Here is a 25,332-nt window from a genome sequence, read left to right on the forward strand (position 1 = left end):
ACGCCATTGATTCAACTTTTGGCTTCTAAACACGGCTAAAAACATTAATTACCATCAGGAGCCCGAAGCAGCCAGAGACATATGGTTGAACCAACAATGGGATAAACTTGTGTACTAACCTTACTAAACTCATGCTACCGTCTGGGCAGCATGCTCCTTCCTGCTAATGGCAAACAATGCAGCTCCCAGGCCAAGCAGCACGAGCACCGCTCCGACCCATCCTGTATAAACGACCGATGAACGCTCAATCACCTGGCCACCAATAAAGGTTCCGAGCGCAATGCCTGCATGCGCAATGCCCGAGTTGGTGCTGATCAGCGTTTCGGCTTCTGCCGGTGCGGATTTGATGATCAAGCTGTTCTGCACAGGCGTAACCGTCCAGCTTAACGCCCCCCATACGCCGAGGAGCAGCATACAAAGAATCAGCGGCATCTCTCCGCTAAACGGCACAATCGCCATGCTTGCCATAAAAGGAATAAGCACGCCAACAATGGCTTTGGCAGGATGAATACGGTCGCTTAGCGCACCGCCCATGCCGCCGCCGGCAACGGCTGCAATGCCGAACATGACGTAAACCCACGTCACCATCGTTGAACTCGCACCGATCGTTTCCTGTAGAAACGGCGTAAAGTACGCATACATCGTCAAGTGCCCGGCGAGCACCAGCAGGGTGGTCAGATGGATCGCGGCCATTTTGGGATTCATCAGTGCAGTGAACTGTTTTCGAAGCGGCACGGCCGGAACCGGCTGCATCCTCCCCATCGTGAATCCCACCGCAACCATAACTATTCCTGTCAGCACCGCAATAAGCAGAAACACTTCGCGCCACCCCGCCGCATTGCCGATAAATATGCCCAAAGGCACGCCTACAATCAGAGAAGCACTTCCCCCCATCGTAATCGTCCCTACTGCACGCCCTTTGTATTCAGGTTTGACGATGCGTGCCGCCATTGTCAGCGACAATACAAAAATAAGCGATCCCGTAGCTGCGCCAAGCGCCCTGCCCAACATGAGCATCCCAAAGCTGTGGCTGAGCCCCGAGATCACATTGCTGATCATAAACATGAACAAACTCCACATGTAGACCTTTTTACGCTCGTATTTTGCTGTTACGTTAAGCAAGATCGGAGCCGAGATTGCATACACCAGCGAAAACATCGAGATGAAGTATCCTGCTTGCGTCAGCGTAATATGAAGATCCTCAGCGATCAAATCCAAAATTCCGCCCAAAATGAGTTCAACGGTTCCCACCACAAACGCCGCAATGGCCAGAACGTATACTTTTTTATTCAAAACGATTCCCCCTATAAAGTTACAACTACGATAGTAACCCAACATCCGGAGGATTTCAACAACTAAAAAAAGCTATTCCTGTGCGGAATAACTTTTCAATAAATGAGACGTGCAAGCAGCTTGGATATTTCTTCATCCTGAAGCAATTGTTCCCCGTATTTTTTGGTGATTTGCGCCAGCGCAACGTCATGATAGAAATAATCGGTCAGCGCTTTGACAATCGGCTTGGACATCGTTTTGATCGCTTTCCACGCATCATGCTCCATGCCCGCAAAGAGTAAATACGTTTCGTCCACGATCAGCAGCTGCAATGGCTCAAGCCTGTTCCCTTCCAAGGTATGAATCAGGGAATAGCGGTTCGCCAGCGTCGTTTGCAACCCGCCAACGGCCAGCACTTCAACATGAAGCCCCTGAGCTTCTTTCTGTTCCAACAGTGATTTATACTTTTCCATATGCTCGTTCCAAGCGAGAAAAATAATCGACGATTCCGCTTCGATCATGAGCTGTTCGATTTGGGAAGCAATGGCGCTTTCGTCTTTCAATGTCCAAATGTGCTCGTCGTCAAAACTGCGTTTGACGTGATAGCTTTTCAATTCCTCCAGGTCCTTCTCGAAATCGGTCTTGAGTTTAAGGATGATGGATTGCAGATCAACGGCCATATACAATTTTTTCTTGCCATGCATCGTGGTCAGAACCGCGCCTTTGTCGATCAGCCGATTCAGCACTTCGTAAATTTTGGCCTTGGGCACGTTTGAATAGTTGACGATCGTTGTTGCATCGAGCGGTTCTTCGCGAGCCATGATCGCTTCATAGACCTGGCTTTCGTACTGGGTAAAACCGAATTTTTGCAGCATCGTATTTATGGGCACTCCCTTTTATATAACTCGGTACATCCAGTGTAGACGGCCTGTCCATGAAAGTCCAGTTTCGCCCGTTTCACAGGGTCTATGCTTGCCCCTTTTCCGCATGAAAACGTTCGATCTTCTCATAGAATGAACATGATCAGGTTATATTAAAATCCTGTTACACCTACGCCATACAACATGCCAAAGGAGCTGAACCTGCACATGGAAAGCACCCGGGAATTCGTGCAAAAAGTAAATGAAAACCAGGAGAAAGCCCGCCGCAACAAAAATAACGGCAAAGGTACGCCAGGAGACAAGCTTCCCTCCAAGCAGCATGCCACGAACAAGTAGGCCTTTCTTTTCTTAGCCTCAAAAAAGGAGGCACCGCAAGTCGCGGCGCCCCTTTTTCCATTTGTTATTTGCTCGCATTAATGACTTCATTCACTTCCTGCGTGATTTGATCCCCGCCGAGCTTTTTCCAGTTCGCCACGAAATTGTCGAACTCATCGATGGACAAGTTGCCGTAAATGATTTTCAGGAACGTCTCGGCCCGCAGTTTATCCAGCGTCGCGGATTTGGTATTCATCGTTTTTGTTGGCGCGTAGATGAATTCGTTCATGACGATCAGGTCGTTATCCCGATAATATTTGATGACGCCCTGAGAGCTTTCCGGTCCAAAAATGCGTTCCATATGCCATTTGTCGAGATTGCCGTTCCGGTAATCCATAATGTCGTCATAGAACAACTTCGCTTCCAGTCCAAGACCGGACGTGTCGCCCGTTTCAATCGCTTTTTCGACTTCATCCTGGGCTACGACGTTTTTGTTGGCAGGCAGATTGGATACGGTCGCATTATGGAAGCCCAGACCCGTTAGCCCGTTCAAGTACGCTGCCCGTTCCTTCTCGGCCGACTCGCCGAACATTTTTTCAGCCTGGAAGTTGAGCAGCTTCACCAGTGCTTCAGGATGTTCGTACCCTTTACGCACGGCAAAGATGCCGCCCAAGCTTAGATGGTTTTGCGTTTTTGCCGGTTGCTCGTCGATCGATTGTACCGGATACGGCATCCAATCGACGTTTTGATCCTTTTTGATCATGCTGCTTACTTGGAATGGCGCCCACTGCGGCAGGAAAAACATGCCGGCTTTGCCCGCGTTGACGTCTTCCATCATTTTGGCGAAATCTTTAACCCCGAACTCCGGATCGATCACGCCTTTTTTGTACAGGTTTTGCAGCTCGGCCAGACCTGCCTTGACTTCCGGCTGAATCGTTCCGTTAACGACCTGTCCGGACGAATCCTTGATCCAGGTTTCCAGATAACCGTGGTAACCGAGCAGGAAACCGTTGATCGGCAAATCCTTGTTCAGCGCAATGCCGTAAGTGTCGTTTTTTCCATTTCCGTCCGGATCTTCAAAAGTAAAGGCTTCGGCGATTTTGATGACATCCTGCATCGATTTCGGTGCTTCAAGCCCGACCTTTTTGAGCCAATCCTGGCGAATCCAGATCATGTCCGACGAGTCCAGGGAACCCGGGAAGCTGACCATGGCGTAAATTTTGCCGTCTTTGGTTACAGGCTTGAGTCCAGCTCCATCTTCCGCAGACATGAACTCTTTCACCAAGTCGGATGCATACTTGTCGTACACTTCCGTCAAATCTTCCAGCATGCCCGCTTCGTACAGCTGCTCGAACTGAACCGCGCTGACTTTCAATACGTCAGGCAGATCGCCGCTGGCCAGCGTCACGTTCATTTTGTCATTATAGTTGGCATCCGGCACGATCCAGTCGTAGGACACCTCGATGCCGAGCTCATCCTTGTAGCCCCTGATCCAAATGTTGTCGGTATGCGTATCTCCTTCGGCCAGCGATTCTTTTCCCGTTTCGTTCATCGTAGAGGTTAGCTTGATGGGTGGATCGTATTTGGTCAGCGGTCCGCCGGCATCCTGCGGTGCGCTTTGTCCCGTTTCATTTTCCGCCGACCCCGCACCCGATGAACAGGCAGCAAGCGTAGTGGCCAGAAGCATGGATAACGTCAATAGCGATAGTTTCTTCAAAGACTTGTTCATGCATATCCCCCTTTGTGTGTCCTCTCCCGAGGTATGTGTTCATTGTATTAAGAAAGCGCTGTCAGTTCGAGTGGGCAGCGTTGACATCTGGTATCTTTGATTGACCATTTCAGACTGAGCCTGCTATCTTTCGTTATGCTTTCTGGTCCCGATACTCCTGCGGGGTGCAGCCGACGGCTTTTTTGAAAAAACGGTAAAAATAATGCTGGTCGCTAAAGCCGACCTTGGCGGAGATTTCATGCATTTTGCAGGCCGAACCGAGCAGCAGCTCTTTGCTTCGTTCGATTCTCCGTTCATGAATGTAATCGGAAATCCCCTTTCCTGTCACGCGTTTGTACCAACGGGAAAGATATGACGGGTTAAGCGAAACCTCTTGGGCAATCCGGGTTAGGGAAAGATCGTGCTCCAAATGAAGCCGGATATAATGATGAATCGTATTCAAAATTTGCGATTGATCATTCACGCGTGTATCGACTCGTTTGGAAATGATCCATTCGAAGGCAGACTCATAGAAGGCCACCAGCTCCGGCCATGGCGTATCTATATTGAAATCCAGCATACGGGACAGCGAGATCTCCTGCAAGGCAGAGTCATGCAGTCCCAAATCATGCAGCAGATCAAGCAGCCGATGCGCCGCTTCCGTGTAAACCTTCAAACGGTAGAACGGATCCTGGATACCGTCTTTGGCCGAATCCACCCATTTGTGAAACGATGCCGCCCACTCTCTGTCTCCGCTCGCAATCCGTTGGCTCGTCTGTTCCAACTGCAATGCCGTCACGGCTTGCTGGTTCAACAGGTTTTGCGTTTGGCTCAACTGCTGCGCTACATCGACACGAAGCAGCTTCTCCATACCGAAGCCTGGGCTTTCATGGATGGAAAGCCTTAATTGAAGAATCGCCTGATGAAGTTCGGACCACTCCACTTCCTGCTCGCTCACCATAATGGAAACGGACAATTTCAGGCAATCCGCGCAGGATTGCTGCACCGATTCCAACGTGCCGTTGACGAAACGCCGGGTTCGCTCGCGCAGCATCTGCCCATTTGGCACAGCGGGCTGCTGCGCCGGTGGCTGCACAAGGCAAACGATGCATTGGTAATCAAGCTCAACGGCTTTGACCACCGATTTATCCATCAGCAGCTCCTCGGCGACATTGGCTACCGCATATCGAATTAGACCGCGGTCTGTCTGGGTTTGATACGTATTCCACTGTTCCACACGGATGATCACGGGGACGACTGGTTCATCCGACCTGAACGGAAGCTGAACGGCATCGAACTCCTCCTGCAGCGCAGCGTCTTGCCGCCCGGTTCTTTTGATGACGTCGACCAGCAGCTGGCGCTGCAGCTGAGGCAGTGCACGGGGCAGCTTGCTGCGGAACCAGGCATTCTGGTAACGGAAATCGTTTTCTTCAGCGATCAATTGCAGGGCGTGCTCCACGGCGGCACGGATCTGCGCCATGCCCTCTGTCTTGAGCAAATAATCGACAACACAAGGATTGCGAATAGCTTGATGGGCGTAGTCGAACTCGTTATGGCCGGTCAGCAGCAGTATTTTGCATCTCGGCCAGCGGTCCATGATTTGTTCGATCAGCTCCATTCCGTCCATGCCTGGCATACATATGTCACTCAGTACCAGGTCGATCTTCACCGTATTTAACCATTCAATCGCTTCAAGGGCTGAGTACGCTTTAATAATTTCCATATCCTGAAGCTCTACTTTCTGAAAATAAGCATAAAGTCCATCCAATATGACCGGTTCATCATCAACGATCAGCATGCGCTGCATCATGATCCTCTCCTTTCCATGGAACGCTTATAATGATGCGTAATCCGCCAAGGTCACTGCGCTCGGCTGCCAGCCCGTATTCCGGTCCAAACCTGATTCGCAGTCGTTGATTGACATTGAGCAACCCCGTAATTTCTCCTTCATCATGCCTCGCCGCGGTGTGCTGCAGCGACAGCCGCAGCCGATCCATGGCCACTTCGCTCAAATCGTCCCCGTCGTCTTCAATGAGGATGGACAGCTTGTCCGGCGAGGTCAGGTAAGACATTTTCAAGATGCCGCCACGGCTGCGTTTCGACAATGCATGTTCAAAGACGTTTTCGACAATAGGTTGGATCGTAACCCTGGGGACCGCGATTTTTCCATATTCGAGATTCATTTCTTCCATTTGCAATTGCACTCGCGGACCAAACCGGATCTTCTGAATCGCTGCGTAAATCTGCGCATGTTGAATTTCCTCTTTTAACGAAACCTCGGTTTGCGAATCCCGCGACATATAACGGAAGTATTGCCCCAAATAATCCGTGAACTCCTGAATGAGCTCCACGTTTTCCACCTCGGCCATCTGTTTGATGCTAAACAAGCTGTTGTACAGAAAATGAGGCTGGATCTGGGACTGAAGGTGCTTCAGCTCGGCCTCGCTTGTCCGGATTCGCGCTACATAATTTTCTTCAATCAAAGCATGTAAGCGCTCTATCATATGGTTGAAGCGGGAGTATAAATAACCGAATTCATCTCTGCGGGAGTGCGGAATGCGCACGTCGGTTTGTCCCTGCTCCGCCATCCTGAACCCTTTGACCAGCGCAGACAACGGTTTATGAATCGATTTGTAGATGGACAGCGAGAACGCGATAATAATGACAATGGAAATCAAGGTTGTCACCCACAACCAGAGTTTGTATTGTTCAAGCGGGGCTTCGAGCACCGATTCGGCAATGCTTGAGGTTAATGCAAAATAATGCTCCGCATCATACAGCGTATAATGCAGCATGTCACCTGCCGCAGACCTCGTCACCAGCGGTGAATCCTGAACCGGCAGCTCGTCCGGCCAATGGACTTCCAAAGCGTCGATCGCATCATCCGCAGAAGAAATAAACATGTCCCGTCCTTGGCCAAAGCTTAACGTAAGCTCGCTTCCGCCACTATCGGACAACTGCTGCAGTCTATGCTTGAATTCATCGGCAGACAAACGTATTCCTAAAATAAAGTTGGGCGCTTCCTCATGATTCATGTTATAGGGATTGCTTTTGAGAAAGTAAAGATCGTCATTCCAGGAAGAGAGCTCGCCGTTCAAGTTGCCCATCGTTGCCAAAAGCTCCTTCCATTCTTCATCCTCCACGCTGCGGATTCCGTCAACCGCGCTGACTCGTTTGTGGAGGCCTGGCACATAATACACCACATCGTTGATGTAAGGACTCGTGACCATAATCTGTTTCAGTTTTTGATGAATGTTGTTTAAGCTCGCCGTTACTTCGTATCCGCTCATAATGGCTGCTCTCGTGCTTAATGTGGACATTTGTTCGTCAAATGAAAATTCGTTGATCAGGTCGCTCATCCGCTCCAATTCGAATTGCAGATGATTGTGGTAGAAATGAAGTTTGGATTCATGTGCCGTTTCCACCTCGGACTGCATCTGTTTGGAGCTGCTGTACGTAATCACCATGCTAATCACATACAGCGGCAGCATGACAAGCACAAAAGCAATCATCAGCTTTACCACGATGGACCGGCTCCGCCAGTTCCCCCAAAAATGCCTCATATGTTCATGAGCCCCCCTCCAAGGACCAAAAAGGAGCCGGGTATCGGCTCCTTCCTGTGCTTCTCCTCTTCCCGATCTTATCCCTTCACGCTGCCGACAACAAGTCCATGCACGAAATACCTTTGCAAGAACGGATACACGAGCAAAATCGGAATAACGGACAAGAAAATCTGGGACGCCTGCGTAGTCCTGTCCGATACCTGGCTCAGCAGCGTGGCATCCTCCAGCGTCATCGAATCGGTTTGAATCATCGTCACCTGCTGCAGCATGGACTGCAAATAGGTGGCGAGCGGATAATGCTCAGGATTTTTCATGTAGATCATGCCGTCAAACCAGGCGTTCCAATGCCCTACCATGGCAAACAGCGTAATGGTCGCGATGCTTGGAAGCGAGATGGGCAAGTATATGCTCCACAGCGTTCGGAAGTGGCCTGCGCCATCCATCCACGAGGCTTCCTCCAATTCCTTCGGCAATCCCCGGAAAAAATTGAGCATGAGCAGCACGTTGAAGATCGGAACCGCTCCCGGCAGAATAAGTGCCCAGATGGAGTCCAGCAGCCCTGTTTCCTTAACGACCAAATACCCTGGAATCAAGCCGCCGCTGAACAGCATCGTAAATACAAAGATCCAGGCATACGCCGTTCTCGAACGAAAACGGGCAGCCTCCTTGGAGAGCGGATAGGCCACGAGCACCGTAAAAATCAGATTGATGGCCACGCCGAGCACGACGCGAAGCAAACTTGTTCCGAACGAATTCAGAAACTGCTTGTTCTCCAAAATGTATTGATACGATGAGAAGGTGAAATCGACCGGCCAAAACGTCACGCCCCCTGCTTTGACCGCATCACTTGAACTGAAGGAAATCGCCAATATGTTTACGATGGGAAACAGGCACAACAGCGCAAGCAGGGTCAGAATGACATAGTTGAATCCCAGAAACCAACGATAAGCTCTCGACGTATGGTGCATGGTGCTCTGCCCCCTTTCTAAAAGATCCGGTAATTGGCGAACCTGTATGCAAGGTAATAGCCAAGTCCGATAAATACGAAGGATACCACCGATTTGATCAGTCCGAGTGCGGTGGACACCGAATACTGCGCATCCTGCAAACCGATGCGATAGATCATCGTGTCCAGAATGTCTCCGGATTCATAAACGAGCGGATTGTACAAGTTGAATACTTGGTCGAATCCCCCATTGAGCACGTTCCCCAGACTGAGCGTAACCATCAAAATGATGATTGGGCGTATGCCGGGCAGCGTAATGTGCCACGTTTGCTTCCATCTGCCCGCCCCGTCCATGACGGCTGCTTCGTATAACGATTTGTCGATGCTTGTCAGTGCCGCAAGGTAGATGATCGTTCCGAATCCGAACTCTTTCCATTGATCCGTGATGACGAGTATGTACGGGAACCAGTCATTGCTTGCCAGAAACTGTATCGGCTCCATGCCGATGGCCTTCAACAACATGTTCACGATCCCGCTGCTCGGGGACAGCACATCCACAATGATGCCGGCCAAAATGACCCAGGAGAAAAAGTGAGGCATGTAAATGACGGTCTGAATCGTCCGCTTGAATCCGCTGCGGCGCACTTCGTTCAAGAGCAGAGCTACGAGCACCGGCACGACAAGGCCGGAAATGATTTTCATCAGGGAAATAAACACGGTGTTCCAAACCACCTGCCAAAACCCGGGCAAATCGAGCAGGTACTTGAAATTGTCCATTCCGACCCAGTTGATGTTCTTGAAACCGGCAATCGGAGAAAAGTGTTGAAAGGCAATGGAGAGTCCTGCCATCGGAATGTAACCGAATACAATGATGATGAGCAATCCGGGCAGAATCATGAGATGAAGCGGGATGTTACGTACCCATTGTTTGTGATTCAAACGCATATGCTGTCTCCTCCTTCTCACTAATTATAGGAGCAGACCCGGAACCGCAGGTAGTGGAGGCTGTTGACTTTGGGTATCTTCTGTTGACCACGCTTCGAGTCGTGAAAACGCAAAGGAACCGCGATATTCGCGGTTCCTTTGCATCAAACTTATGAAACGATTGAAACGATTACAGCTTGCGATCAAGCACCAATACGCTGACCGATTGGGCCGGCAATTGCAGAACGACGGAGTAGCCGTCAAGCTCGATGGTGCTCTCTTGAGGAACTACTTTTTCCGCATTCTTTTGGTTGACATTCGGAACATGCACCAGTTCTTCGTCCCCGCTCAAGGTGATTAACCGTGCCGATGCCTGGACATCCAGATGTTCAAGCACCACTTTGGTCGCCTTCTCCATTCCGTCGGCATTGACCAGTTTCACGTAGACATGGTTTGCATCACGCGTTACGGAATGGAACACATCGCGGTTATAGGCTTCAAGCTTGTAGTCGAGCACTTTGCTTGTTGTACGGCCATCCGTATACGAGCAGATCAGGTTTTTGCCTGTTTCTCCGCCATAATTGACCGTAATGACATAGTTTGTGTTGTCTTCCAGCGGTTCGTAATTCGCCGCTCTGAGGTTGCCGGCTGCCGTACTGGAAGAATAGTCGCCCAGCGTGTACCCTTCGATCCCTTGTTTGTACACTTTGACACCTGACGCGCTGCCGCCGTATCCGATGGCGTATTCGATGACATCCTTCTGTTCCGGAGAAGCGTCCGTCAGACCGACGCCTACATAGAAGCCGTCTTCGCCCGCAAGTCTGCTGGCTTCCACTTCAAGCGTATAGTTGGTCCATTCCTCGTTCAGGATCGCGAGACCGTTAAGTCCGCTGTCCTGCGCTTTGAGCAGCAGTCCTTTTCCGGCCTGCAGGCTGTATCCTGCCGATCCGGCAATCGCTTCCCAGGCCCGGCTTGGCTTGGAGCATTCCGCGAAATGTTCTTCGAACAATACGCGGCCATCCTCGTTGGACGTCACTTTGACACGTTTCACCAGGATGTCTGCATTCCCGGCAGCGATCTCGATGCCGCCGCGCGGCTGGAGCTGCACTTCTTTGCCTTTGTTATACGTTGAGAACGACGTTCCCAATACTTGCTCCCCGACATGTTTGGCGAACAGCTGCTGCACGTAGTAATTCGGCGTAAACCAGACCGTCTCGTCGTCAAACCAGATGCAGTCCGGCGTCCAGCGGTATGTTCCATCCGTCAGCACCTTGTTGAAGAGCGGCGCGTATGCGGCCATGCGCACGACGTCGGCATTGTTTTCGAAACCGGTGATGATGGCCGCCTCGGCCACGGCACCTGCCAGCGTGTTTTTGTCCGTGGAGGCATACTCGCCCACAAATACCTTGGACGTTTCTTTCCAGTTGATGCTGCCGTCTTCATGATAGGCGCGCTTGTAGTAGTTGTAACGGTCGGCATTGTTCAGCAAATATTCGTTGGAACGGTAATAATGCTCGTCGGCGATCGTATCCATGTAGTTGCTTTGCCGGCTATACCACGTGACGTTCTCTTCGATGATTTCCTTGCCGTCCGCAAATGCGATTTGCGCCGATCCTTGCAGATTGCCGCTCAGGAACTTCCATCCTTCCTGATAAGCATCGTCATCGGCTTGAGCTCCGACGGTGGAAATGATGTGCAGTTCGTGATCCGGGTAGTTCTGCTTCATGTAGTCGTCGATCGCTGCCTTGAACGCTTCGAAGTTGGCAAAAAACTCGGTGCCCCAGTTTTCGTTCCCGACGCCCAAATAACGCAAATCAAACGGCTCGGGGTGCCCCATCTCGCTGCGGATTGCGGCCCATTCGTTGTTTTCGATATCCGTGCTGATCGCAAAATCGATCAAATCCGTAAAGTTTTTGATATAATATTCCCTCAGCTTGCCGCCTGCCGGATGGGCATAATCGGAACGGGCCTGGCATAAAACGCCGCATGCCATGACCGGAACCGGAAGGGCATTCAGGTCTTCGGCCAATTGGAAATATTCCATATAGCCAAGGCCCATCGTCATCATGTAACCCCAAACATTGTAATTTTCCTTCCGCAGCTCCACCGGACCGACGGAATCTTTCCAGTCGTACACGTTGTCCCAAATAAACGAACCTTCGGAGATACATCCGCCCGGGAAACGCAGGAATGCGGGATGCATGTCGACGAGTGCCTGCACCAAATCTTTGCGCAGTCTATAGTTCGGGTTCCCTTTGTAATTGGCATGCGCCGAAGCGGAGAGTCCTGGCTCATCGGGATCCGCCCCCCACACGTCCCGCGGAATCAGGGACACCATGTCGACGGAAATATCGCCGCTGAAGGTGAGAACCAGCTGCCCCAATACGTTCTGCGTGCCCGTGAGTACCAGTTCGGCATCGGAAGAGGCGCCATATTTCTTCCACTTGTTCCCACCTTCGATCTGCACGGACACCTCGTCGCTCACCGCATTCCCCGCTTCGTCCTGCAGTTGGATGGTGATCCGTCCCGCAGCCTCAGCTTTGGCCCATACGGTGAAATCATACTGTTTCCCAGTTAGAATGGACATGGCGCAATGCTGGTTGGAATCCGCGAATCCGCGATTTCGAATGACCGCACCGTCCTGCACCGTCACATAATAAGCGTTGACCTCGGGATCTTTGACGCCAAAATGCTCGTTTAATCCACCTTTGTTCTGTATGATCATTTTGTCGGTATCTCCGGACCATGCAAACAACGGCTCACGATTGCGGCCGGTTGAGCATCCACATGCTCCGGAAGCGGAGGAATAGGTATCGAATGCAAACGACTCGAATGAACGGTTTTGCACAAGCTCCGCATAGATTCCGCCATCGGCGGCATTGTTAATATCCTCGTAAAACAAACCGTACATCACTTCGCTAATATCGGCGACCTTCTGATCCCCATGGACCGTAATCGTGTATGGCGGCACATGTTTCGGAACGATCGAGACGCCGAAGCTTCGTTCCAATGTCTGCTCGCCCGTGCGCAATGCTGCGCTTAACGTGACGCTGTGAGCCGACTCGATCGGAAGAACCTTCCCTTGGCCGGTTATGGCTTCAGGTCTGCTCGAAGACCATTCGACCTGTACTTTCCCGCCCAGAAGCGAGTCGGGGAGCGCAATGTCATTGGTGATGATTTTGGCGGGTGAAACCAGATATTTCTCTGCCGCCAGCTTCACGATCTCCGCATCGGTCAGCGATTCGCACATCACTTCGATGACTTCATCCATGGTCAAACCTGCTTCGTAAATCCTTACATCGGAAATCGCTGCTTCCAAATCCGGATCATCGACAAATTGGGAGCGGCCAATATAGTTTTGCGTGTAGAATTCCGGATTCGAGAATGTCTCAAACCAGCTTCTTAACTTGGCATAGTTTCCGCTGGAGGTTTGGTTGAATGAGCCATTAGCCACGATTTCCCCGTTGACGTATACGATCGCCCCGGCATGGCTTCGCGTTCCGCCCTCCGTACCCGTAACCGACACGGCGACATGCATCCATTCCCCGTTGGCGAACCCTTTGGTCGGATGAATCATCATTTCGTCGCCGGCCTTGAGCACGCTGCGCATCTGTCTGGTGAGGAACAGGTAAGGCTGCTGATCTCCTCCGCCGAAATCGATCAGGCGTTCCCACACGCTGCTTCCTCTGCCCAGGTATACCCATGCCGATACGGTCAAACCGGTGTGATCGCTTACACCGCGAAGCAAATCGGGCGGCAGCTGCAAATACGACGTACCGTTGGAGCCGCCCGCAAAGGACAGCGCCGTCCGCCCTTGGATTACGGAAAGCGCCGGCTCGTGGGTGCCTGAAGGTACCGCGTGATTCCCGCGGGATGTGCTGTCCTGGCCGATGCCCGTCGTGTCCTCAAACTTGTAATGCGCAATGATCTGATCTTTGTAATTGCTCATGATTGCCCTCCTGTACAGATCTCAAATGAAAGGATGAATGAATCCTTTTTCTTTTTTTAATTTACATAAACATAAATCATTAATAAAAATATAAATATCATTCACACAAGTTATACTACTCATTTCAGGATCGTTTTTCAACACAAATATTGCCTTTAATTTGTCGTTTTCGCCCTGAAATCGTTTGAATTTCGAAAATCACCCTTCGTCCGGTTCGATTGAGGCTATAAAAAATTCATCATTTACAAATATATAAATCAATTGGTACACTACGAATGAAAGCGCTTGAGTAACAAGTTTTGGGAGGAGGAGTCACGTAAATTTTATTTCTGGCCATGTTCGGCCGAATGGTTTTATCTACTGCACATCAAGAAAGGGGAAACGTATGAAACGTTATATGGCTGTCGCACTCAGCACTGCATTACTTGCCACACCTGCCTTGTCCACCGCTGCCGCACTGGGAGAAGGGGCACCGGTTTCCAGCCAGCAATCTTCGCAGGCTGCCAGCAAAACCAGCGAAACTCAGGTACCCGCATTCCGTAATGTCTCTGTCCATGACCCTTCCGTGATCAAAGTTGACGATACGTACTATGTGTTCGGTTCTCACCTGCAAGTGGCCAAGTCCAAAGACTTGATCCAATGGGATGAGGTTGCATCCGGGGTTACGGACAGCAATCCCGTCGTCCCGAACGTTACGAAGGAGTTCGCCGAAGCGCTGGAGTGGGCCCAGTCCGATACGCTCTGGGCGGCCGATGTCATCCAGCTGTCGGACGGTAAATTTTATATGTATTACAACGCATGCAAAGGAGATTCCCCACGTTCGGCCATGGGTGTAGCCGTCGCCGACAACATCGAAGGCCCTTACAAGGATCAGGGACTGATCCTGAAATCCGGCATGTGGGGCGAAGCGAGCGAAGATGGTACCATATATGATGCCACAATCCATCCGAACGTGGTAGACCCCGATGTCTTTTACGACAAAGACGGCAAGCTGTGGATGGTATACGGCTCGTATTCCGGCGGCATTTTTATTTTGGAAATGGACGAAGCTACCGGAAAACCTCTCCCAGGGCAAGGATACGGCAAAAAGTTAACGGGAGGCAACCACAGCCGGATTGAAGCTCCGTATATGTTATATAGCCCGGAAACCGATTATTATTATCTGTTCCTTTCCTATGGCGGCCTAAGCGCGGACGGCGGATACAACATCCGGATCGCACGCTCCAAAACACCGGATGGGCCATTTTACGATGCGGAAGGCAACGATATGATCAAAGTAAAAGCTGATAAAGAGAAACCATTATTCGACGATCGATCCATTGAGCCATATGCGGTCAAACTGGTCGGCAACTATCTGTTCGAAAGAGAGCTTGGCGACCCGGGCACCGGTCAAGGGATCGGCTACGTTTCGCCGGGACATAACTCCGCATATTACGACGAAGAAACCGGCAAGCACTTCCTGATCTTCCACTCCCGCTTCCCGGGTCGCGGCGAAGAGCATGAAGTCCGGGTGCACGAGATGCACATGAATTCCCAAGGATGGGCTGTGGTTTCCCCGTATCGTTATGCCAGGACGCAGGAAGCAACCCTGTCATTGAGCAACGACAAGATTGCCGGACAATACAAATGGGTGGATCACGGGAAAGAGATCACGGCTGCGATCAAAACTTCCCAGAACGTGCAATTGACGACTGACGGAAAAATAACCGGTGCTGTCACAGGCACATGGTCTCTCGGCGCAGACAACAAGGTAACCCTCACAACCAACGGACAAACTTATGAAGGCGTATTCACGCAAGAATGGGACGCAGGTTCGGAGAAGACGGTCCTTACGTTCAGCGCCCTCTCTTCTACCGGCGTTGCGGTCTGGGGCAGCAAAGTCCCTGACATGAACAATGAGGAGATCGTTAATGCGGTCAAATCGGATCTCGATCTCGGCGATACCAAAAACGTATTTTTTGACCTGAACCTTCCGGTAAAAGGCACACACAATACGACGATCACTTGGAAAACATCAAACGCTTCCGTCGTGTCTGCTACGGGTACCGTGAAACGTCCGGCAGCAGGCAAAGGTGATGCCAAGGTCAAACTGACCGCACTGATTCAGAACGGGGATGCGTCGGCAAGCAAAGGTTTTAACATCACCGTGCCAGCGCAAGTCAAAGGGCCTCTGCTCGCAGAATATGCATTCGATCACAAGAAACTGGATAAAATCGCTCAGGATATCAGCAAAAACGGGTACCACGGTCAGGCTCATAACGTTACAAGCTCGGCGGCGAGCCGCAAAAACCAGGCTGCCGCATTCAACGGCACCGACAGCTACATCGATCTGCCGGGAATCATCACCGATACCGAGGACTTTACGTTCAGCGCCTGGGTGAACTGGGAAAGCGGCGGCGCCTGGCAGCGCATTTTCGACTTTGGCAGCGGGTTGACACAGCACATGTTCCTCACCCCTTCCCAGCATAATGGCAAGCTGCAATTCACCATTCATGACGAAGGCCGGGACCAAAGCCTGATTGCGGATCAAGCGCTTCCGGCAAACCAATGGGTTCATGTGACGGTAACGCTGCAAGGAGATACGGGCAAGCTGTACGTGGATGGCCAACTCGTCGCCAGCAGCTCCGAGATTACATTTAATCCGAAACAGCTGCGCGTGACGGAAGCTTACCTGGGCAAAAGCCGTTATCAGGCAGATCCGTACTTCAAAGGATCTCTGGATCAGGTCAAAGTGTATAACAAAGCGTTAACGGAGAAAGAAATCAAGGCGCAGGCTGCTGCCAAGCCTTGACCTGGAAGCATCCCCAAGATGTATTCTTGACAGATAGCTAGTTATGTCGCACGATTGCCCAAACCGATACCAAGGTGTGAAGAACGGTCCTCCGTTAAATTCTCAAAACACAAAAAACGATGCTCTCCTTTTAAAGGAAAGCATCGTTTTGCTTATGGTAGCTGATGAGTATTAATGCATCGGCCCTTGCTGTCCTTGCTGCGCGCCGACTTTCACCCGTTTTACGAAGAACGAGATCACGAAGCCGAGCAAGCAAAGCACAAGCGCAAAGATAAACGCATGCTGCACGCCGGACGTGAAACCAGCAAGCTGACTTTCCGGGCTTTCCGGATTGCTTACGCCTTTAAGGTAGCTCAGCTGGCCTGCAGCCAAAATGCTGACAGCGACGGCCGTGCCGATGGCACCCGAAACCTGCTGCAGCGTGTTCATGATTGCCGTACCGTGCGGATAATACGCTGGCGGCAATTGATTCAGACCATTCGTTTGGGCAGGCATCATAATCATCGAAATGCCGATCATCATGAAGATATGCATCGTGATGATCATGCCCAGGGATGTTGTCGGTTCGATCCGTGTATACATGAACAGAACAACGGCAACGATCGCAAGGCCGATCGTCACCAGCCATTTTGGTCCGAATTTATCGAACAGGCGTCCCATGACCGGCGACAAAAATCCGTTCAGCAAGCTGCCTGGCAGCAGCACCAGACCCGCCATCAACGGCGTCACAGCCATCCCTTGCTGCAGATACATCGGCAGGATCAGCATCGACGACAGCATCATCATCATACAAATGAAGATCAGGATCAGACCGATGGTGAACATCGGGAATTTAAACGCGCGCATATCCATCATCGGCTCTCTCATTCTGAGCTGTCTGATGCTGAACACCAGCAAGGACAGCGCACCTACGGCCAGTGTGGCGATAACGACCGGGCTGGACCAGCCTCCGCCGCCGTCTCCATGACCGCCTGCGCTGCTGAAGCCATATACGATACCGCCAAAACCGAGCGTGGACAAAATGATCGACAACACATCGATTTTGGGCTTGGTCAACTTCGAAATGTTTGGCAGGAACATCAATCCGCATACCAAGGAGATAATGAAGAACGGCAGCGAAATCCAGAAGATCCAGTGCCAGCTCAAATTAGCCAAAATCAAACCGGAAATGCTCGGGCCGCTGGCCGGAGCAAACATGATGACAAGACCGATCAGCCCCATCGCGGAACCGCGTCGTTCTACAGGGAAAATAACCAAAATCGTATTAAACATCAACGGCAACAACAGGGCCGTACCCACAGCTTGCAGAACGCGGGCCACCAGCAGCATTTCAAAGCTTGGAGCCATCGCGGCCACCAGCGTGCCTGCAATGGAGAAAATCAACGATGTCGTAAACAGCTGTCTTGTCGTAAACCATTGCAGCAGCAGCCCCGACACCGGAACGAGAATACCCAGAACGAGCAGGTAACCTGTCGTCAACCATTGAATCGTTGTCGGTCCTACCTCAAGCAATTCCATCAATGGCGTCAATGCCACGTTCAGCGCGGTTTCTCCGAATAGCCCGATAAAACCGCTCAGCAGCATGGCGAACAAAATCGGCAGCACTTTGTACTGCTGTGTTTCTTGTTGGTTCATTGCTGAACCAGCTTTCATGGAAGCCTCCAAAATCCCATCCTCCTCAACCAATATAACTCTCTCTTTTGTACAAACCAAATTTATGCTTTGGCTTGTCTCGCATTTTTTGCAACCGCGGACAAATATTCGGCAGCCGTGACCAAAGGCTGTTTGTCCTGATTGGTCAAACTGATAATCAGTGCTCCTTCCATCAAGGAAATCATGAGCAGGGCCAGCTCTTTTGCTTTGGACTCGTTAATTCCGTCAAGCACCAGATGTTTGGTGATCGCGTTCTGCCAGTCCGCAAACACGCCTTGACAAGCCTGACGCAGGTCATGGCTAATGCAGGAGGTCTCAACCGCAGCCCACAGGCTGAAAGGCAAAAAGCCCGTAAACCCGGCAGCTTCGGTATCCTCGGCCATGTCCTGAACGAATTGCAGAATCGCCTCCCCCGTATTGTCATGAGCTGCAAACGTTTCTTCAAACTTTTGCAAAATATGCTCATTCGTTTTCTGGATGCATTCATGAGCAAGCTCTTCTTTGCCATGGGGGAAATAATGGTACAACGAACCTTTCGGCGTTCCGCTATCCTTAATGATCTGGCTCAGGCCTGTCGCATGATACCCTTGTGAAAAAAACAGTCGGGCGGCTGTGTTAACGATGGCTTCTCTGGCATTGGACTTTTCACTCAAAAATGGCCACATCCTTAAAGCAATTTTAAAAATTATAACGATCGGTCTATATAATTAAAACCGCTTCGCCCAGCGATGTCAATCCTTTAAAAAAAGAATATTCAAAATTTAAAATGAAAGGGCTTCCGCCGAAAAAAATTCCGGGAAAGCCCTTCGGAACGTGTTTCTACTATAAGAATGCAATCCGTTCATGATCTCTACACATCGTAATCAACAGTGGGATCACTTCGAATAATACAGAGCATCGTTTATTGGCTGCTGACGCCGTTCCATTCTTCACCGCACAGCTCACTATGGATCATTGCACCCGCCATAGATCCCTGCGCCGCGGCTGCAATGGCCTGATACATATCTGATGCGGCATCTCCAGCGCTGAATACGCCCGGCACCGTCGTTCTCGCTTGTTCATTAACCACCACCGACTCGGTTTCGGTCATCTCGCAGCCCAGCGTTCCCGGCAATTCCGATCCGGCAACCAAGGTCGGGGCAAAGAAAATGCCTCTGCACGGAATGAGTCGACCGTCTTTGAGAAGAACATGGTCAACGATTCCTTCGTTGGATTCAATCGCTTCAATCGGAGAATCCAGCACAGGAATGCCGTGGCGCTCCAAATCATGACGTTCTTCATCCGTCAAACCATCGGGACCATTGGTGCAAAGCGTAACCCGGCTTGTCCATCCCAAAAGCAGTTTGGCCATGTGCATCGCCTTGGCTCCGTCTGATATCAGGACAAGCGTCTGATCCCGGAGCTCCCATCCGTCGCAGAAAGGGCAAACGAAAGCACTCTTCCCATAAACCTCTTGCAATCCCTTTATGCCGAGCGGTTTATCCTTTTTGCCCACGGCAAACAGTATTTTTTTGCTGTGAATGACCGTGCCTGCGGCGGTCACTACTTCAAACATGCCATCCGCACCCGTAATGGAGGATGCAGTGTCCTCAATGAATTGCACCGATGGATACGCGGCGATTTGCTCCTTGGCCACGATACGGAACTCTGCAGGCGTTACCCCGTCGCGCGTCAAAAAACCGTGCGTCGCGTGAGTAATCCGGTTTCTGGCCTTCCCGTCGTCAATCACCGCAACATTTCTTCTTGCACGGCCCAGCACAAGCGCTGCATTTAACCCGGCAGGCCCTCCGCCGATGATAGCTACATCTATAACTTTGCTCACACATATCACCCTTTACAGATATTTAATATCTCTAATTTAGAACAAAAAATAAGTCGTTTTTGTTCTTTTTTCAAACGACTATAATGTCTATTAAAGATATTTTAAGTCTATAATAAACATAAAAGGCATGACTCGCAAGCTTTTTTTAGCCATCATTATCTATACCCTTTTATCGATATAAGTTGAACTATACATTTTACACGATAACGGAGAGGGCAGAAAGAATCTGGAGAAGCGGAGCGTTCTAAAAGCTTTCTGAAAGAAAGCTGCATCGTAAGCATAGGCTTATCACCAGATTTCCTCCTTAACTAAAGGGATTCAAAAAATCCGGGGATAACAGCGATCGGAAGATATTTCTGACCTCGTAGTGGCTCCGTGTAAAAAACTTCGTTCAACTGATGGAGATAAGAATCACTTAACACAGAATTTCGTTTTTAACAATTAAAAAAAGTGTTGTTTTTAAATTGTTCACAATCAAATGACATTATTTTTAATACTAAAACGCAATTTCTTTCACATATTAAACATGATGTTATAATAAGTACCGAGATATATAAGTATGGATATAGGAAGTGAGTATTTGAAAACACTAAATAACGGGTCACAACCCAAAATCAGATTAGAGTATAGCTCGGTTCCAAAAGTCTTTTTCGATACGATCAAAGTCGGCATCATCAAATCCAACCTCATCGCCATGCTTGCCGGTTTGAGCCTTGCACTGTATGTGTTTAATGCCTCTTTCCTGGACAATATCGTACCGATCATTTTGTCGGTTATCGGTTCTTCCTTGATCATTGGCGCAGCCGGGGTATTCAACAACCTGTACGACCGCGACATCGATGCCATCATGGAGCGGACCAGAACACGGCCAACCGTTACCGGCCAAGTGGACACGAAATCCGGCCTGATTTTGGGGATAAGCATTACCATTATCGGCGGCATCCTGTTATACGTCGCTTCCCCGCTTGCGGCCGTTTTCGGGATTTTGGGACTTTTACTTTATGTTTTCCCTTACACGATGTGGACAAAACGTACTACGGTTTACAATACTGAGGTCGGCAGTCTTTCGGGTTCCGTCCCTCCTTTGATCGGTTGGGCTGCGATTTCTTCAGACCTGGGTCATTTTGAAATCTGGGCACTGGTCGTTACGATGCTGTTATGGCAAATGCCTCACTTCTACGGGATCGCCATTCGCAGATTCGATGAGTACAAAGCTGCGAACGTTCCCATGCTTCCGGTAGTCAAAGGGATTCGCCGCACGTATATTCAAACCAACGTTTACTTGGTCCTGCTCGTGCTGTCCAGCTTTTTGTTCTGGCCAATGAGCCCGTTCATCGCCATCTTTGCCTTTTTGGTCAGCCTGGTTTGGCTCATTCTCAGCGTGGCCACGTTTGATCGCAATGAGACGCAAAAATGGTCCAAAAACATGTTCATTTTCTCCATCAACCATATTACGCTCGTGTTCCTGGTGATCATTGCGTACTCGCTGATTGCCCTGCTTATCAAATAATCCAGGTTCATAACATATATAAGCCGTACAGATCAACTCCGCAACGAGTCGCCTGTACGGCTTTTTTGCATTTTAACGCTTATCCATCGAGTCCGTTATTCATAACTCCAAAAATCAGCCCGCTTTGACAGGCAGTTCCTCGCCCTGCCACAACAATTGCATTTCCGTGCTGGTCGCCAGCAAATGTTCCAATGTACCCTCGGCTTCGATCTGCCCATCCTTCATGACGATGATATGATCGGCCTTGGACAACGCGGCGCGCCGATGAGAAACGGCAATGCATGTCATGTCCGTTTCCTTGAACAGCCCCTCCCATACTTGCTGTTCCGTCTCCACGTCCAGCGCGCTGGACAAGTCGTCCACCACCAGCAGGTCTGCGCCCGTCATCAGCATGCGCGCCGTTGCCGCACGCTGGATCTGTCCTCCGGACAACATGACGCCTCTTGGACCCACGGACGTTTCCAACCCCTGATCCAGCTGCTGAATGTCCTGATCCATGACGGCAAGCCGAATCGAATCAGCCAACGCTTCATCCGTGTTTCCGCGCTTGCCTTGGACGATGTTTTCTTTCAGCGTATCGCTGAACAAGCGAGGAACTTGAGGCGTATAGGCCGCTCTTGGCGGCATCAAAAATGTAGCGGGATCAATCTTTGCTCCATTCCAGGTGACCTCCCCATGCTGCATAGGCAGAAGTCCCAGCAGCGCTCGCACAAGGGTCGACTTTCCCGAGCCGATTCGTCCCGTCACGACGAGAAACTGTCCTTGTTTTAAGCGGAAGGAGACGTTTTCGATGCCATTTGGCGAATTCGGATAGCGGTACGTCAACTTTTGCACTTCAAGCTCTTTCAACCGGTCTCCCGTTTCACTTGAAACCTCTTCCAGTTCAGGCGGGTCTGTCTGCAAGTAAGTCTCCCTGAATTCCATAATGCGGTCTTCTTCCCCGGGCCGGAACAAGGTGCGCATGCGGTCAAAGGATACTTTCAGCCGTTTATGCTGGTAAACCATGTATCCAAACAGAGATATGCTGAATCCGATATTGCCGAGATAGGACGTAAACAGGGCAAAGTCGCCGACCGTGAAGTTTCCGGCTCTCATCTCCGCCGCACACATCAGCAGAATCAATCCCGTAGAAATGCTGAGCACATGCTGGTTCAGCGATCTCATCCACTGCTTGAACAAATTGTCACGCAATGCAGCTTGGCGGCGCTCCTCGTTCAATTGGTCAAATCTCGCCGCCACATGATCTTCGGCCTGCCCAAGCTTCAGCGCCTGGACTGCGCCAAAGCTTTCCGCAATGTAACTGGTGATCCGACCGGTCGCTTCCCGATTGCTTTGTGCATAACGGCGGGCACGATTGCCAGACAAATTGTTAAGCAATGTGACGACCAGCAGCGGAAGTACGGCAACCACCGTAATTTTCCAGTTAATGCTCCACATGATCGCAATGGACACCACCGCGAACACAAGCCTGCCCCAGAAATCGACCCAGGACTCCACGTATTCGACCGATTCGTCCACATCTTCGCGGAAACGGCTCATGGCCTCGCCGGGCGAAGCCGGAAGATTGCGGCCAGGCCAGCGCATGATGCCTGCCAGCATGTTGGTGCGCAGAATCGCCTGAATGTGATACACATAGGTGATCCAGGCATAGAAGGCCACGAAAAAAGATCCTACTCTGACGATCCGGGTAAGCGCAATGAAAATAAGCGGAACGGCAAGCCACAGATAATCGTTCGATCCCGCCGTTGTGCGGTCGAAAAACCACTGCATGCCCAATCCGATCGCCAGCGGAAGCGAGTGAAAAACCGTCCACAACAAACCATTGATGATGAACAGAAACGGCCTAAATCGAAATAATCGGGAAATAAATCCGGTAATGGTCATGCAAGTTCCTCCTCTCTTCCCGTCGCAAGCAAGCGGGCGTAATGGGATGACGGGCTGCCCGCAAGCTCTTCCCGCGGCCCGAATTCCAGCATTTTTCCGTCCCCCAGCACCATGATTTGATCCACCTGTTCCAGCGTGGCCAAACGATGGGCAATAATGACCCCCGTGCACCGTTTCATCAGTTCGTCGACGGCCGTTTGCAGCATGCTCTCCGTTGCCGCGTCCAAACGGGAAGACGGTTCATCCAAAATAACGAGACTGGGCTCGGTCAGGAAAACGCGAGTCAGCGCAAACAATTGCGCCTCCCCGGCAGACAGGGACGCACCTCCCGCAGACAAGTGGGTATCCAGGCCGTTCGGCTGTTCGTCGATCCAGCGACGAAGGCCCAGCCTGGCCGTCGTTTGCAGAATGCGTTCGTCCGACACTTCGCGATTGAACAACGTCAGATTGTCACGCAAGGTGCCGTCAAACAGCTGCACGTCCTGTGTAACCATCCCTACCCTTCTGTATAATGCAGGAAGCGTTAACTGCGTGATGTCTTTGCCCCCCACACGAATCGTTCCGCTATTGATGTTATACAATCGCAGCAGAACACGGCTGAGGCTGGACTTCCCGCTTCCCGTTCGTCCGATGATCCCAAGCCGTTCGCCTGGTTTCAGCTTGAAACTGATATCGCGAAGTACGGGTTTATCTTCATTGTAGCTGAAGCAGACTTGGTCGAATTCCAATCCCAGCGCGCCTTCAGGCAAGTCTTGTTCGCTTCCGTCCGTAATTTCACTGCGAAGCGACAACAGCTCGCTGGAACGAAGCATGCCGGATTTGGCCTTCTGGAATTCCTGCACCTGATCTCCCAACAGTTCAATGGGATCGTTCAGCATCTGCGTATACTGATAAATGAGGAACAAGGTCCCCAGGCTGATGGTGCCTTCCATAAAATCCCGAATTCCCAGCAGCAGCACAACCGTTACCGCAACGGCAAACAATACAACCGTGGTATTCCAAGGCACAACCCGCATCATCCAGGCCCGGCGCCCTTTCAGAAAAACCATTCGCATCAACCGATAAAAACGGTTCATGACGTACGGAACATGACCATTCGCCTGCACGTCCTCAATGCCTGCAATCCGTTCCTCAATAAGACCGAACAGAGACGCGCTCGCTTCCCGTTCGTTTTTGGAAGGATTGACACCAAGATTGCGGATCAGCACCATAAACAGCACGGATAACAGCGTAAATGCGGTCATAACAAGCGCAATCGGCACATTGACCGAAAACATGAATCCAAGAATGCCGCCCAGCAGCACAAAGCTGCCGATGACCTGCACGATAAACATCGCGAAGAAATTCGAGATATGCGTGACATCCCCATCCACCCGTTCAATCATCTCACCGGGTGTTTTGACATTGTGAAATCTCATATCCAGGCGCAGACAGTGTTTGAGCAGGTCTCCCCGCAGCTTGTTGGTCGCCCGCCACGAGACGTCATTCCCCATATAACTTACCGCTACCGTTATTAACTGGTTCGCCACCGCGACGACCAGAAACAACCCTGCTAGCTGTAACAACTGCCCGACCAGGCCTGCCTCGGCAGCAGTATCAATGAATCGCTGAATGATCTGGGGATTCAGCAGTTGAAGGCCCGTTGACGTCAGGAGCAGTACGAGCAGCAGCGCGAGCTTTCCTTTGACCGGCCTCAAATACCTCAGCAGCCAGAACATGGAGCTTTTTTCTTGTTTGGACACGTCGTTTCCCCCAATGCTTTAGCTTTTTCTGTGAAAAAGGGTTCCCTTTGGATCACGTTTGAAAGCTATGACGTGTCTGACGCGATGGATTTGAACAGCATTAAACGAGCAGCGTTGCTTTTGAATTTTGTCATGGTTTCATTACCGACCTTTCATTCATTTTAAATAAGTGCGGGCTGGGGATATGCACGCGAAAAAGCTGTAGATGAATGTTCATCTACAGCTTCAGACCACAAGAAGACCTTGACTCGGCGAATGAAGTCTTAATTCCTGCATGCAATATGGATGAGCGTTCAAAGAACAGGTTGGCATAAACAGACTGTCCAAACGCCCAACTTGACGGGTGCATTCTCAGTTAAGTCATCATGTCCA

Annotated in this window: 16 protein-coding genes; 3 read left to right on the plus strand and 13 right to left on the minus strand. The window is 50.7% G+C overall.

The genetic code is table 11. The features are described from left to right. Positions 1 to 129: 129 nt before the first annotated feature. Together RSX24_RS13110 and RSX24_RS13115 are read right to left on the minus strand one after the other, a co-directional pair. Complete coding sequence (locus RSX24_RS13110) at positions 130 to 1,293, minus strand: MFS transporter (protein ID WP_343260860.1); 1,164 nt, start codon at positions 1,291 to 1,293, stop codon at positions 130 to 132. Positions 1,294 to 1,388: 95 nt separating this feature from the next. Beyond that, the gene (locus tag RSX24_RS13115; RefSeq protein WP_339277908.1) at positions 1,389 to 2,147 is read right to left on the minus strand and encodes a TrmB family transcriptional regulator; all 759 of its coding nucleotides are present in this window, start codon (positions 2,145 to 2,147) and stop codon (positions 1,389 to 1,391) included. A 213-nt stretch (positions 2,148 to 2,360) separates the two neighbouring features. Between RSX24_RS13115 and RSX24_RS13120 the strand changes: the two genes are divergently transcribed. Continuing rightward, positions 2,361 to 2,489, plus strand: a complete 129-nt coding sequence (locus tag RSX24_RS13120; protein ID WP_236416793.1) for a DUF4023 family protein — start codon at positions 2,361 to 2,363, stop codon at positions 2,487 to 2,489. 64 nt (positions 2,490 to 2,553) lie between these two features. On the opposite strand, the gene RSX24_RS13125 is transcribed toward RSX24_RS13120, so the two are convergent. The 6 genes from RSX24_RS13125 to RSX24_RS13150 form a co-directional block, all read right to left on the minus strand. Next, positions 2,554 to 4,197 (minus strand): extracellular solute-binding protein, encoded by a 1,644-nt coding sequence (locus RSX24_RS13125; RefSeq protein ID WP_343260861.1) that lies wholly within the window; start codon positions 4,195 to 4,197, stop codon positions 2,554 to 2,556. A 133-nt stretch (positions 4,198 to 4,330) separates the two neighbouring features. Further along, the gene (locus tag RSX24_RS13130; RefSeq protein WP_343260862.1) at positions 4,331 to 5,986 is read right to left on the minus strand and encodes a response regulator transcription factor; all 1,656 of its coding nucleotides are present in this window, start codon (positions 5,984 to 5,986) and stop codon (positions 4,331 to 4,333) included. Next, positions 5,961 to 7,739, minus strand: a complete 1,779-nt coding sequence (locus RSX24_RS13135) for a sensor histidine kinase (protein WP_343260863.1) — start codon at positions 7,737 to 7,739, stop codon at positions 5,961 to 5,963. The genes RSX24_RS13130 and RSX24_RS13135 overlap by 26 nt, the downstream gene beginning before the upstream one ends. A 77-nt stretch (positions 7,740 to 7,816) precedes the next feature. Next, positions 7,817 to 8,707 (minus strand): carbohydrate ABC transporter permease, encoded by an 891-nt coding sequence (locus RSX24_RS13140; RefSeq protein WP_339277904.1) that lies wholly within the window; start codon positions 8,705 to 8,707, stop codon positions 7,817 to 7,819. A gap of 17 nt (positions 8,708 to 8,724) precedes the next feature. After that, positions 8,725 to 9,630, minus strand: coding sequence for an ABC transporter permease (locus tag RSX24_RS13145; protein WP_343260864.1), 906 nt, complete (start codon positions 9,628 to 9,630; stop codon positions 8,725 to 8,727). A gap of 169 nt (positions 9,631 to 9,799) precedes the next feature. Further along, a complete protein-coding gene (locus RSX24_RS13150; RefSeq protein WP_343260865.1) occupies positions 9,800 to 13,558 on the minus strand; it encodes an alpha-L-arabinofuranosidase family protein in 3,759 nt (1,252 codons plus the stop codon). A 385-nt stretch (positions 13,559 to 13,943) separates the two neighbouring features. Between RSX24_RS13150 and abnB the strand changes: the two genes are divergently transcribed. Beyond that, positions 13,944 to 16,349, plus strand: a complete 2,406-nt coding sequence (gene abnB / locus RSX24_RS13155; protein ID WP_343260866.1) for an arabinan endo-1,5-alpha-L-arabinosidase AbnB — start codon at positions 13,944 to 13,946, stop codon at positions 16,347 to 16,349. A 171-nt stretch (positions 16,350 to 16,520) separates the two neighbouring features. Here the strand turns inward: abnB and RSX24_RS13160 are convergent, their stop codons facing one another. From RSX24_RS13160 to RSX24_RS13170, 3 genes are all read right to left on the minus strand, one after another. Continuing rightward, a complete protein-coding gene (locus RSX24_RS13160) occupies positions 16,521 to 18,002 on the minus strand; it encodes a DHA2 family efflux MFS transporter permease subunit (protein WP_438286817.1) in 1,482 nt (493 codons plus the stop codon). A 62-nt stretch (positions 18,003 to 18,064) separates the two neighbouring features. Continuing rightward, on the minus strand, positions 18,065 to 18,655 hold the full coding sequence (locus RSX24_RS13165) for a TetR/AcrR family transcriptional regulator (protein ID WP_236416784.1): 591 nt from the start codon (positions 18,653 to 18,655) through the stop codon (positions 18,065 to 18,067). A 248-nt stretch (positions 18,656 to 18,903) separates the two neighbouring features. Then, positions 18,904 to 19,824 carry an NAD(P)/FAD-dependent oxidoreductase gene (locus RSX24_RS13170; RefSeq protein WP_236416783.1) on the minus strand — a complete coding sequence of 307 codons (921 nt, stop codon included), beginning with the start codon at positions 19,822 to 19,824 and terminating at the stop codon, positions 18,904 to 18,906. A gap of 580 nt (positions 19,825 to 20,404) precedes the next feature. On the opposite strand from RSX24_RS13170, the gene cyoE reads away from it, so the two are divergent. Continuing rightward, positions 20,405 to 21,334, plus strand: coding sequence for a heme o synthase (gene cyoE / locus RSX24_RS13175; RefSeq protein WP_236416782.1), 930 nt, complete (start codon positions 20,405 to 20,407; stop codon positions 21,332 to 21,334). A 114-nt stretch (positions 21,335 to 21,448) separates the two neighbouring features. Here cyoE and RSX24_RS13180 read toward each other — a convergent pair whose 3' ends face one another. Together RSX24_RS13180 and RSX24_RS13185 are read right to left on the minus strand one after the other, a co-directional pair. Next, positions 21,449 to 23,218, minus strand: coding sequence for an ABC transporter ATP-binding protein (locus tag RSX24_RS13180; RefSeq protein ID WP_343260867.1), 1,770 nt, complete (start codon positions 23,216 to 23,218; stop codon positions 21,449 to 21,451). After that, entirely contained in the window at positions 23,215 to 24,960 is a 1,746-nt protein-coding gene (locus RSX24_RS13185) for an ABC transporter ATP-binding protein (RefSeq protein ID WP_343260868.1), read from the minus strand. Before RSX24_RS13185 ends, RSX24_RS13180 begins: the two co-directional genes overlap by 4 nt. Positions 24,961 to 25,332: the final 372 nt, after the last annotated feature.

This window comes from Paenibacillus hubeiensis (assembly GCF_032334105.1).
GTDB lineage: Bacteria > Bacillota > Bacilli > Paenibacillales > Paenibacillaceae > Paenibacillus > Paenibacillus hubeiensis.

Coding starts and splice junctions, on each gene's coding strand:
- RSX24_RS13145 (WP_343260864.1), bottom strand. CDS start 9,630: ATGCGTTTGAATCACAAACAATGGGTACGTAACATCCCGCTTCATCTC.
- RSX24_RS13140 (WP_339277904.1), bottom strand. CDS start 8,707: ATGCACCATACGTCGAGAGCTTATCGTTGGTTTCTGGGATTCAACTAT.
- RSX24_RS13150 (WP_343260865.1), bottom strand. CDS start 13,558: ATGAGCAATTACAAAGATCAGATCATTGCGCATTACAAGTTTGAGGAC.
- RSX24_RS13135 (WP_343260863.1), bottom strand. CDS start 7,739: ATGAGGCATTTTTGGGGGAACTGGCGGAGCCGGTCCATCGTGGTAAAG.
- RSX24_RS13130 (WP_343260862.1), bottom strand. CDS start 5,986: ATGATGCAGCGCATGCTGATCGTTGATGATGAACCGGTCATATTGGAT.
- RSX24_RS13115 (WP_339277908.1), bottom strand. CDS start 2,147: ATGCTGCAAAAATTCGGTTTTACCCAGTACGAAAGCCAGGTCTATGAA.
- RSX24_RS13160 (WP_438286817.1), bottom strand. CDS start 18,002: ATGAAAGCTGGTTCAGCAATGAACCAACAAGAAACACAGCAGTACAAA.
- RSX24_RS13120 (WP_236416793.1), top strand. CDS start 2,361: ATGGAAAGCACCCGGGAATTCGTGCAAAAAGTAAATGAAAACCAGGAG.
- RSX24_RS13180 (WP_343260867.1), bottom strand. CDS start 23,218: ATGACCATTACCGGATTTATTTCCCGATTATTTCGATTTAGGCCGTTT.
- RSX24_RS13125 (WP_343260861.1), bottom strand. CDS start 4,197: ATGAACAAGTCTTTGAAGAAACTATCGCTATTGACGTTATCCATGCTT.
- abnB (WP_343260866.1), top strand. CDS start 13,944: ATGAAACGTTATATGGCTGTCGCACTCAGCACTGCATTACTTGCCACA.